12 protein-coding genes are annotated in these 10,936 nt (G+C 60.3%); 5 read left to right on the top strand and 7 right to left on the bottom strand.

Annotated elements, in window-relative coordinates; all coding sequences use genetic code 11:
• Positions 1-271: 271 nt before the first annotated feature.
• Positions 272-664: a 30S ribosomal protein S9 gene (rpsI, locus tag RAC97_RS17145; RefSeq protein ID WP_003260797.1), complete on the bottom strand. Its 393-nt coding sequence runs from the start codon at positions 662-664 to the stop codon at positions 272-274.
• A 14-nt stretch (positions 665-678) separates the two neighbouring features.
• Positions 679-1,107, bottom strand: coding sequence for a 50S ribosomal protein L13 (rplM, locus tag RAC97_RS17140; RefSeq protein WP_375100755.1), 429 nt, complete (start codon positions 1,105-1,107; stop codon positions 679-681).
• Between the two features lie 261 nt (positions 1,108-1,368).
• Here rplM and RAC97_RS17135 point away from each other — a divergent pair, with 261 nt between their 5' ends.
• Both RAC97_RS17135 and RAC97_RS17130 read left to right on the top strand, forming a co-directional pair.
• Positions 1,369-2,409: an NADP(H)-dependent aldo-keto reductase gene (locus RAC97_RS17135; RefSeq protein WP_375100754.1), complete on the top strand. Its 1,041-nt coding sequence runs from the start codon at positions 1,369-1,371 to the stop codon at positions 2,407-2,409.
• A 282-nt stretch (positions 2,410-2,691) separates the two neighbouring features.
• Positions 2,692-3,588, top strand: coding sequence for a GlxA family transcriptional regulator (locus RAC97_RS17130; protein ID WP_375100758.1), 897 nt, complete (start codon positions 2,692-2,694; stop codon positions 3,586-3,588).
• A gap of 74 nt (positions 3,589-3,662) precedes the next feature.
• On the opposite strand, the gene zapE is transcribed toward RAC97_RS17130, so the two are convergent.
• The 3 genes from zapE to RAC97_RS17115 form a co-directional block, all read right to left on the bottom strand.
• Entirely contained in the window at positions 3,663-4,757 is a 1,095-nt protein-coding gene (zapE, locus tag RAC97_RS17125) for a cell division protein ZapE (protein WP_375100753.1), read from the bottom strand.
• Positions 4,758-4,949: 192 nt separating this feature from the next.
• Complete coding sequence (locus tag RAC97_RS17120) at positions 4,950-6,299, bottom strand: tryptophan--tRNA ligase (protein WP_375100752.1); 1,350 nt, start codon at positions 6,297-6,299, stop codon at positions 4,950-4,952.
• Positions 6,300-6,324: 25 nt separating this feature from the next.
• A complete protein-coding gene (locus tag RAC97_RS17115) occupies positions 6,325-6,960 on the bottom strand; it encodes an alpha/beta hydrolase (RefSeq protein ID WP_375100751.1) in 636 nt (211 codons plus the stop codon).
• A 139-nt stretch (positions 6,961-7,099) separates the two neighbouring features.
• Between RAC97_RS17115 and RAC97_RS17110 the strand changes: the two genes are divergently transcribed.
• Complete coding sequence (locus tag RAC97_RS17110) at positions 7,100-7,537, top strand: YhcB family protein (protein ID WP_375100750.1); 438 nt, start codon at positions 7,100-7,102, stop codon at positions 7,535-7,537.
• A 140-nt stretch (positions 7,538-7,677) separates the two neighbouring features.
• Here RAC97_RS17110 and RAC97_RS17105 read toward each other — a convergent pair whose 3' ends face one another.
• Positions 7,678-8,874: a methionine gamma-lyase gene (locus RAC97_RS17105; RefSeq protein ID WP_375100749.1), complete on the bottom strand. Its 1,197-nt coding sequence runs from the start codon at positions 8,872-8,874 to the stop codon at positions 7,678-7,680.
• 127 nt (positions 8,875-9,001) lie between these two features.
• Here RAC97_RS17105 and RAC97_RS17100 point away from each other — a divergent pair, with 127 nt between their 5' ends.
• Both RAC97_RS17100 and RAC97_RS17095 read left to right on the top strand, forming a co-directional pair.
• The gene (locus RAC97_RS17100) at positions 9,002-9,481 is read left to right on the top strand and encodes an Lrp/AsnC family transcriptional regulator (protein ID WP_375100748.1); all 480 of its coding nucleotides are present in this window, start codon (positions 9,002-9,004) and stop codon (positions 9,479-9,481) included.
• Between the two features lie 339 nt (positions 9,482-9,820).
• Positions 9,821-10,084 carry a bacteriocin immunity protein gene (locus RAC97_RS17095; protein ID WP_375100747.1) on the top strand — a complete coding sequence of 88 codons (264 nt, stop codon included), beginning with the start codon at positions 9,821-9,823 and terminating at the stop codon, positions 10,082-10,084.
• A 178-nt stretch (positions 10,085-10,262) separates the two neighbouring features.
• Here RAC97_RS17095 and RAC97_RS17090 read toward each other — a convergent pair whose 3' ends face one another.
• On the bottom strand, positions 10,263-10,748 hold the full coding sequence (locus tag RAC97_RS17090) for a hypothetical protein (RefSeq protein WP_375100746.1): 486 nt from the start codon (positions 10,746-10,748) through the stop codon (positions 10,263-10,265).
• Positions 10,749-10,936: the final 188 nt, after the last annotated feature.

Below are 10,936 nucleotides of genomic sequence, written 5' to 3'. Positions count from 1 at the left end.
TCATTCAGTCCTCTCCCATCAGCTTTCTTCCGGCCTGTTGAATCAGGCATCTACTTAGTAATGTCTGTGGCGCTAAAAATTGGTCGCAATGGTAAGAAACAAATCCACACAGTGACAAGGTGATTACCCCCCTCCCGGACTGTAACCCTCGCTTTGCTTGATCTGCGTCTATACCGAGCGTTGCCATCGACATGCTGACAGGTTAGTTCAAGACATAAAAAAAGCCCGGTTCCAAAAAGGAACCGGGCTTTTTTCGACTGCCGAAGCGGTATTAACGCTTGGAGTACTGAGGACGCTTACGCGCTTTACGCAGACCCACTTTCTTACGCTCGACTTCGCGAGCGTCGCGGGTGACGTAGCCAGCACGACGCAGAGCGCCACGCAGGGTTTCGTCGTACTCCATCAGAGCGCGGGTGATACCGTGACGGATCGCACCGGCCTGGCCGCTGACACCACCACCGGAAACGGTGACGTAGATGTCGAACTTCTCGACGGTTTCGGTCAGCTCGAGCGGCTGACGAACAACCATGCGAGCGGTTTCACGACCGAAGAACACGTCCAGAGAACGGTTGTTGATGGAGATGTTACCAGTGCCCGGACGCAGGAATACGCGAGCGGTTGCGGTCTTGCGACGGCCAGTGCCGTAATTTTGAGTCGCCGACATAATGAACTATCCCGTTAGATCTTCAGTTCTTGAGGCTGCTGAGCAGTGTGAGGGTGGGTAGCACCCGCGTACACTTTCAGCTTGCGGTACATGTCGCGACCCAGTGGGTTCTTAGGCAGCATGCCTTTGACCGCGGTCTCGATGACGCGCTCAGGGGCCTTGTCGATCAGCTTCTCGAAGCTGATTTCCTTGATGCCACCTGGGAAGCCGGAGTGGGAGTAGTACATTTTGTCCGAAGACTTGGCGCCAGTCACACGAACCTGCTCGGCGTTGATGACGACGATGTAGTCGCCGGTGTCAACGTGAGGGGTGTATTCAGCTTTGTGCTTGCCACGCAGGCGACGAGCGATTTCGGTAGCCAGACGACCCAGGGTCTGACCAGCGGCGTCAACTACGTACCAGTCGCGCTTTACTGTTTCCGGTTTAGCAGTAAAAGTTTTCATTCTCTAAAGCCTCAGAGGCCGCCCAGCGAAAAATAGACGGCGAATCTTACTGGATAGTGCACAGCTTGCCAAGGGCAAGCGCGCAGCCTCGCATTGGGCGCTAAGTGGGGGCTCGGGTCGGCGCGACCAATGTTCGACAGGGTTCCTCCTGCATGGTGGTGCATCACTTCCGCCACACGGAGAGGGGGAGGATTATCCAGATTGCGCAAAGAATTTCAACCTGCTTTTATGAACTCCTTACGTCAGCAGGAAGCCTCTCCGATGGAAAAACGCAAGCTCGGCCGTACCGACCTCGACGTCAGCGCCTTGTGCCTGGGCACCATGACCTGGGGCGAACAGAACACCCAAGCGCAAGCTTTCGAGCAAATAGCCCTGGCCAAGGCTCGCGGTATCAATTTCATCGACACCGCCGAGATGTACCCGGTACCGCCTCGCCCGGAAACCTACGCCGCCACCGAGCGCATCATCGGCAACTGGTTCGCTGCCAACGGCGACCGCGACGACTGGGTACTGGCCAGCAAGGTCGCCGGCCCCGGCAACGGCATCAGCCATATCCGCGACGGCCAGCTCAAGCACAACCGCCAGCATATCGTCGCGGCCCTTGACGCAAGCCTTGCGCGCCTGCAGACCGACCGCATCGACCTCTACCAGTTGCACTGGCCCGAGCGCAGCACCAACTTCTTCGGCAAGCTGGGCTACCAGCACCTGCCCAACGACCTGTTCACCCCGCTGGAAGAGACCCTGGAGGTCCTCGACGAGCAGGTGCGCGCGGGCAAGGTCCGCCATATCGGCCTGTCCAACGAAACCCCGTGGGCCACCATGAAGTTCCTGCACCTGGCCGAAGTCCGTGGCTGGCCGCGGGCGGTGTCGATCCAGAACCCCTACAACCTGCTCAACCGCAGCTTCGAGGTGGGACTTGCGGAAGTCGCCATTCGCGAACAGTGCGGGCTGCTGGCCTATTCGCCGTTGGCGTTCGGCATGCTCTCGGGCAAGTACGAGAACGGCGCGCGCCCCGAGAAGGGTCGCCTGACCCGGTTCAGCCGCTTCGCCCGCTACTCCAACCCACAGACCGTGGCCGCGTGCAGCCGCTATGTGCAATTGGCCCGCGAGCATGGCCTGGACCCGGCGCAGATGGCCCTGGCGTTCGTCACCCGCCAGCCGTTCGTGACCAGCAACATCATTGGCGCGACCGACCTTGTACAACTGCAAGCCAACCTGGACAGCCTCGAACTGCAACTGGGCGACGAGTTGCTGGCAGCGATCGAAGCGATTCACCAAGGGCAGCCGAACCCGGCGCCTTGATCCGGCATCTTCGCCAAGCGTTTCGCGGACAAGCCCGCGCCTAAGAGGGTTCTGAGATACCTGTAGGAGCGGGCTTGTCCGCGAATGGACACACCGCGACGCTCCGGGCTAGACACAACCGCCAAAAAATAAGACGATCCAGCCGGTAACTGACCTTTCTACCTTATAAGAACAATGACAATGATGTTTACCCAACCCACCGCGTCGTTGCGGCGCGTCAGCATCCTGGCCATCGACAAAGTGTTCGCCTCGACCCTGATGCAGGCCAAGGATTTCTTCCACCTGGCCAGCCTGCGCTACAGCAAGCAGCTGGGCCTGGGCTTGCAGCCGATGTTCGAGATCCACCTGGTCAGCCCTGACGGACAGCCCGTGGACAGCTTCAGCGATGTGCAGCTACCGGTCGATGGCGGCCTCGACGCCGCTGACATCATCATCCTCCCGGCCTTCTGGGACGACTTCGACAACCTCCTGCAACGCTACCCGCAAGTCCTGCCCTGGCTGCGTGAACAGCATGCCCGCGGCGCGGTGCTGTGCGGCGAGGCAAGCGGCGTGTTCTGGCTGGCCGAAGCGGGCCTGCTCGAGGGCAAGGAGGCAACTACCTACTGGCGCTTCTTCAGCAGTTTTGCCGAACGCTTCCCCAAGGTGCGGTTGAACCAGGACAAGCACCTGACCGACGCCGACAACCTGTACTGCGCAGGCGGCACCACCTCGGCCTGCGACCTGTACATCTACCTGATCGAGCGTTTCTGCGGGGCCAACGTTGCCCGGGCCGTGGCCCGCGACATCCTCTACGAAGTGCAACGCAACTACACCCCTGGCCGCATGGGCTTTGGCGGGCAGAAGCTGCACCAGGACCTGATCATCCTGCAGATCCAGCACTGGCTGGAGGAACACTTCGCCGACAAGTTCCGCTTCGAGGACGTGGCACGCAACCACGGCATGAGCATTCGCAACTTCATGCGACGTTTCCAGAGCGCCACTGGCGACAAGCCGCTGCATTACCTGCAACGGCTGAGGATCGAGACAGCGAAAGGCTTGCTCTCCAGTACCCGCAAGAGCATCAAGACCATCAGCTACGAAGTGGGTTACGACGACGCGAGCTTCTTCGCCCGGCTGTTCCGCCAGCACACGGAGCTGTCGCCGAACCAGTATCGGCAGCAGTTCATGCAGGAGGCCTGAAGACTTCCTGTGATCCACCAGCAAAAAGCCAGAGCAGTTGCTCTGGCTTTTTTTTTACAAACTGCCCCACTGCCTCAAGGCTTGTGCGCGCGCGCCAGGAACTCGTGGGACTGCATTTCCAGCAAGCGGCTCAGGGTGCGCTGGAACTCGAAGCTCAGGCGCCCGCCGGTGTACAGGTCCTTGAGCTCCACCTCGGCCGAGATGATCAGCTTGACGTTGCGGTCGTAGAACTCGTCGACCATGTTGATGAAGCGCCGGGCGATATCATCGGTGGTCACGCCCATCTGCTCGACGTTGCTCAGCAGCACGGCATGGAAGATCTTGCCCAGTTCGATGTAGTCGTTCTGGCTGCGGGGCCCGTCGCACAGGGCGCGGAAGTCGAACCAGGCAACGTCGTCGCAGGTACGCAGGGCGTGAATCGGGCGATTCTCGATCATCAGCACGTCGTTCTCGACGGCTGCGGTGCACTCCGGCGTTAGCGCCTTGAAGCTGGCGCGCATGCTCTGGTGGGCCTCATCGTTGAGCGGGAAGTGGAACAGTTCGGCCTGCTCCAGGTGACGCAGGCGGTAGTCGACGCCACTGTCGACGTTCACCACGTCGGTGTACTGCTTGATCATGGCGATGGCCGGCAGGAAGCGCGCGCGCTGCAGGCCGTCCTTGTACAGACCGTCCGGAACGATGTTGGAGGTCGCCACCAGCGATACGCCGTTCTTGAACAACTCTTCCATCAAGGTGCCGAGGATCATCGCGTCGGTGATGTCCGAGACGAAGAATTCATCGAAGCAGATCACCCGGGCTTCCTGGGAAAAGCGCTTGGCGATGATCGTCAGCGGGTTCTTCTCTCCCTTGAGGGTTTTCATTTCCTCGTGCACGCGCTTCATGAAGCGGTGGAAGTGGGTGCGCATCTTCTCCTGGAATGGCAACGCCTCGAAGAAGGTGTCCACCAGGTAGGTCTTGCCCCGGCCTACCCCGCCCCAGAAATACAGGCCCTTGACCGGGGTCTGCTCCTTCTTGCCGAACAGCTTGCCGAACATGCCCGGCTTGTTGTTCTGCGCCGCGACCAGGTCGTCGTACAGACGCTGGAGATGACGCACCGCCGTTTCCTGCGCCGCGTCATGGAAGAAGTCTGGGCGTTTGAGATCTGCTTGATATCGTTCTAGGGGCGTCATGATTCGTTAGCGAGGCAACAAAAAACGGGCCGTCACTTTAGCGACCGGCCCGCATAATGGCAATGATACATATGGCCATCTACAGACTGGAGCGCATCCTGTAGGAGCGGCCTTGCCCGCGAGTGCGACACTGCGGCGATGGCCAACGCTTCGCTCCGGTTCGCGGGCAAGCCCGCTCCTACACGCTGAATGTCAGTCCTGCTGAGGCTCCAACGCCGCACGCAGGCTTTGGATGGCCGCGTCGCGGCTACTTTCATCGTCGAACTGCGGTCCGTCGGCAATCTGCTCGCCGGCCAGCCACAACGAGAAGCCCAGCCCTTCGACGCGAATATCGGCGTCACCACCCTGCTGCAACTGCTTGCTCACCGCACCGGCGCTCTTGCCATCGGCGAAGCTGCGCGACAGCAGCAACTGCTCGCCGTCGGCGGCCAGCAGGCGAAAGCGGAAGCTGCCATCGTCGTCGCGGAAGCTGACGAAGCGCGCACGCTTGGCGGCCTTCTTCTTCGTTTCGGCGCCGCTTTGCACAATGCTGCGGAACGAACGCAGGCCGACCGCCTCGCGCAGTTGTTCGAGGAACGGCGTGGCGGTCTTGCGGGCCTTGGCGGCACCCGCCAGGAGGATGTCTTCAAGGTCCGCCGGACGTGCGATCAACTGGTGATAGCGTTCGCGCGCCTCGCCCAGCTGGCCGTCGAGCAATTGGAACAGGCGCTGCTTGGCCTCGCCCCAGCCCAGCCCCTGTTGCAGCTCTTCACGGAACTCGCCGGCCTGCGCCGGGGTGGAGAAGGCCTGGAACAGGGTGAACAGGTGCGAGTTGTCGGCATCCTTCGGCTCGCCGGGGGCGCGCGAGTCGGTGACGATGCGCGAGATCGCGTCCTTCATGTCCTTGGCACTGCTGAACAGCGGGATGGTGTTGTCGTAGCTCTTGGACATCTTGCGCCCGTCAAGGCCCGGCAACGTAGCCACGGTTTCCTCGATGGCCGCTTCCGGCAGCACGAAGAACTCCTTGCCCTGACCGAACAGGTGGTTGAAGCGCTGGGCGATGTCGCGGGCCATTTCCACATGCTGGATCTGGTCGCGACCGACCGGCACCTTGTGCGCGTTGAACATCAGGATGTCCGCCGCCATCAGCACCGGGTAGCTGAACAGGCCCATGGTCACGCCGGCGTCCGGGTCTTCGCCGTTTTCGATGTTCTTGTCCACCGAGGCCTTGTAGGCATGGGCGCGGTTGAGCAGGCCCTTGCCAGCGACGCAGGTCAGCAGCCAGGTGAGCTCGGGAATTTCCGGGATGTCGGACTGGCGGTAGAAGGTGACCTTCTCCGGGTCCAGGCCACCGGCCAGCCAGGTGGCGGCGATTTCCAGGCGCGAGCGCTGGATGCGCAGCGGGTCGTCGCACTTGATCAGCGCATGATAGTCGGCCAGGAAGTAGAACGAGTCGGCACCCGGTTGCTGGCTGGCGAGGATCGCCGGGCGGATGGCGCCGGCGTAGTTGCCCAGGTGCGGGGTGCCGGTGGTGGTGATACCGGTGAGGATACGCGTGGTCATGGGTGTTCGCTTATTCAGGCTTGGCTCAGTTCGTTAGGCGTGGCAGCAGCAGATCCTTCAGGTCGGTCAGCTTGCCATGGAAGAAGTGTCCGCATTCTGCCACTTTCAGCAGCTCATGGGGGCGCGTGAGCGCGTCGGACCAATCGTAAACCAGCTGCGGGTCCACCACTTCGTCGGTCTCTGGCTGCACCACGGTCAAGGCGCAGCGCTCGGGCAGCGGGAATTCAGCGGTCAGACGCATCACCGCCGGGGCGATCATGAACAGCTGTTGCAGCTCGACGCCGGCCGCCTCCAGGCGCCCAGCCAGGCTGGCGGCGACGAAGCCACCGAAGGAGAAGCCCATCAACAGGAGCGGCAGCCCAGGGTGGCTCGCCCGCAGCCAAGCCATGGCAGCCTCGGCATCGGCCACTTCACCGGCCCCCATGTCATGACTACCGGCGCTCTGGCCAACGCCGCGATAGTTGAAGCGCAGGGTGATATAGCCTGCATCGCGGGCGGTGCGCTGCACGGTCGACACCACCTTGTTGAGCATGGTGCCGCCCTGGACCGGGTTGGGATGACAGATCAGCACTGCACCGCGCGGCTCGGCCACATCCTGGTACAAAGCTTCCAACTGGCCGACGGGGCCATCGATGAACAAGGGGGTTTCACGAATAAGCAAGGCACAACTCCGTGACCTCGAGAGGGGTCGACTCGTCTAGCTGAGGTATTCTGTTCTGACATATTTGCGATTGCTCGCGGTATACAGCGCAGGTCTGAGCCGTTAACGTAAAGCAAAGCCGTTTATAGAGGAAGGACTCGTGGAACACTCGCTCCTTGTTTGGTTGCTGCCGACCCTGGCCCTGGTCATTGGTGTCGCCGCCGGTTTCGCGCTGGCCCGCCTGCTGCCCAACGCTGCGCCCAGCAGTACGCAACGCCAGCTGGACGACATCCAGCAGCGTTTCGACAACTACCAGAACGAAGTGGTAACCCACTTCAACAGCACTGCCGCCCTGGTGAAGAAATTGACCCAGAGCTACCAGGACGTCCAGGAACACCTGGCCGATGGTGCCAACCGCCTGGCCTTGGACGAACTGACCCGTCAGCGCCTGCTCGCATCCCTGCACTCGGACGCAGCGCAGGGCCCGCGTGACCGCCTGACCCCGCCGAAGGACACCGCCGAGGTGCCACGCGACTACGCCCCCAAGGCGCCAAACTCGCCGGGCATGCTCGACGAGAGCTACGGGTTGAAGCGTTGAGGCGCTGAAACCGACGAAGGCCGCGCGAGCGGCCTTTTTTGTGTCTGGTGGAAAAGCGGCGCCCCTATCGCGGAGCAAGCCCGATCCTGCAAGGGACAGCGCTGACTCCTGGACTGCCCCTGCGATGGGGGCACAGCGATTCAGGCACAGGCCTTCAAAGCCTGCGCCACATCCGCCAGCAAGTCATCGACATCCTCCAACCCCACCGACAACCGCACCAACCCCTCTGAGATCCCATGCTGCGTTCGCTGCTCAGGCGTGTAGCTCGAGTGGGTCATGCTCGCCGGATGCTGCGCCAGCGACTCGGCATCCCCCAGGCTCACCGCCCGGCTGAACAGCTGCAAGGCATTCATGAACCGCCGCCCCGCCTGGATGCCGCCCTTGAGCTCGAAGGCGATCATCCCGCCGGGCAAACGCATCTGCCGCTGCGCAAGCGCGTACTGCGGGAACGACGGCAACCCTGGGTAGTGCAGCACCTCCACCTGCGGCTGGCGCGCCAGGTACTGCGCCACCTGCTGGGCATTGGCGCAGTGCCGGTCCATGCGTAGCGCCAGGGTCTTGATGCCGCGCATCAACAGCGACGCATCGTGCGGCGAAAGCACCGCGCCGGTCATGTCCTTCAGCCCTTGCAGGCGAATTCGCTCGACCAGCGCCTGGCGCCCGACCACCAGCCCCGCCGTGATATCGCCATGGCCGCTCAGGTACTTGGTCGCCGAGTGCACCACCAGGTCGGCGCCCAGCTCCAGCGGGCGTTGCAGGTAGGGGGTGCAGTAGGTGTTGTCGACCACGATGTGCAGGTCGTGCCCCTGGGCCACGCCCGCCACGGCGGCGATGTCCACCAGGTGCATGTTGGGGTTGGCCGGGCTTTCGAAGTAGATCATCCGAGTCCTCTTGCCGATCGCCGCCTTGAGCGCCGCCAGGTCGTTGAGGTCGACGTGGCGCACCTTCACACCGAACTCGCCGATGCCGTGGTGCAGGTAGGCGAAGGTGCAGCCGTACAGGGTGTTGCCGACGATCAACTCATCGCCTGGGCGCAGCAGGGTCCACAGGGTCGAGGTGATGGCGCCCATGCCCGACGCCAGGGCCAGCCCGGCCTCGCCGCCTTCCAGTGCGGCCATGCGTTGCTCCAGCAGGGCCAGGGTCGGGTTGGAGATGCGGCTGTAGAAGTGCCCGCCCGCCTCCCCGGCGAAACACGCGGCACCGTACTCGACCGAGGGGAAGGCGTAGGTGGCGGTCTGGTACACCGGCGGCACCAGCGCCCCGCCGTGGGACTGCGGGTCGTAGCCGTGGTGGATGGCACGGGTGGAAAAACCGGTCTTGTCGTTGGCGCCACGCATGACAACTGACTCCTTGTTGTTTGTTCTAAGCTTATGCCTGGACACACTGGATTTTTTTCCAATTTAGCCTTCGCAAAACGCATTTTTTAGAACAAAAACAACAATTCCATATATCAAAGGGCAAACCATGCCAGCACCTCTCGACCGCATCGACCGCGCACTGCTCGCCGCCCTGCAGGACAACGCCCGCCTCACCGTCGCCGAACTGGCCGACCAAGTGTCACTGACCACCTCGCCGTGCTGGCGGCGGGTCAAGTTGCTGGAGGAGAACGGCTACATCACCGGCTACCAAGCCACGCTCTCACCGAAGTCCCTGGGGTTCGGGGTGACGGCGTTCGTCAGCATCATGATGGAATCGCACAACAAGGATGCCGCGCGAGCGTTCGAGCAGCGGCTAATGGACATTCCCGAAATCGTTGCCTGCCATAACGTCTCGGGGCGCTATGACTTCCTGCTGGAGATATTGGCGCGCGACCTAGAGTCGTTCGGCGAGTTCGCCCGGGAGGTGTTGCAGACGTTGCCGGGGGTGAAGGAGATCTACTCGAGCTTTTCGTACAAGGCGGTGAAGGAGCGGCGGGTGGTGCCAGTGGTGGAAAAACATATTTGATGCGAGTTCCCGAATCCGACTCCTACGCCAGCACACGAAACTCCTTACAAGATGAACACAAAATTCCCAGCTCCATGACAGGCATAATCGCCCTCGGCAATACGCTAAGCAAAAAAATCAAAACCCAATGAAAAATACGGCATCCCTCTACACAACTCTCACAGGCTGCGGCGCAAGCCCGAGCTCTATCAATACATCACGAAAGGCAGCTCAAATGCGACATAGCCCCATACATGCAGCGCTGCGCAACACCAAAAGATACTGAGAGCAGCCTCTCAGACAAACAATAGTCCCCCTCAAGAGATTAGCCAACCACCCCCAAAACCAGGACACCAACCAATGCAATTAAAAAACAAACTTAGCGATTATACGGAACAGGAATTCCTGGCATTCCTGCATGAAATTGAAAGAGCCAACGAGGACGAACCAGAAAAAGTTTTATCACCTTTATTAATGCACTTTAGAAATGTAACAGAGCATCCTTCTGGCATAAACCTCATCTACAGGCCTGCCACCGAAGAGGACGGTGAACTGGAACAGATTATCAGGATCGTGAAGGAATGGCGGTTGGCAAACGGCAAAGACAGCTTCAAGAATTCCTGACCCTTAGGATCGCGACCCTAGCTCCGCGAGACTGCGTCTCTCCTCACCAGCAGTTAAGCCCGGCTAGGCCAAGAAATACCCTGAGATTGAACGTCAAAAGTCCCAGGGAGCGAATGGTGGGCAAGGCACTTCCGCGCCCATCTATCACGGAAGATGCTCTAAGCGACAAGGGATTAACTCAAGCACCGCAACCACCCACCGCTCCTGTACTGAGCGCTATTTCGACAACCTGGTCCGGAGTCAGCTCCCTCGAAAGGCCCTCATCACCAAAATAAACATTTGGCCAGAAAATCAACTCGCACATGCGTTCATTTGACGTATTTATGCTCAACATCTCCATCCAGAAATTAATCGCATGCTCTTCGCCATCACACTCCATTACCCTGCGTGCGAGCTCCACCAGTTCCGGCCTTGTAACATCCGGAACTGAACACACGTAACGGTTTCCAAGCAGCGTACGAACCCATGTTTCGTGCCCCTGCCCTCCGTAAATGCCTTGGAATTCGTAGAACTCCAAACTTGTGGAGGCTTCTAGATTGAATGCATCTACTTGGGAGGCCATCTGCTCAGGATCTCCACAGTCGATACTTGAAGCCAGCTCAGTCAGTCGCTGAACCTTCTGCTCATCAAGAGCCGGCGGCATTAATTCATCTCGAAGTTTCATTCATCCCCCAGTAGTTATCTAAACGCTACAAATCCAGCAGAGCGCTTGCTCGCTGAAATCAGACTTTTCCGACAACCAAATCTACTACAGGGTGACTATAAGCTGGCGTAGGATGCTTCCGAATTTCACAGTCCATCTACAAATAAATGCCAAAAAAAATAAAAAGCCCCGCCAAAGCGGTAATGCTG

Source organism: Pseudomonas sp. LS_2 (assembly GCF_042709235.1).
Lineage (GTDB): Bacteria > Pseudomonadota > Gammaproteobacteria > Pseudomonadales > Pseudomonadaceae > Aquipseudomonas.
Note: the sequence above shows the minus strand (reverse complement) of the source record. Positions and strands in the feature narration are given on the sequence as shown.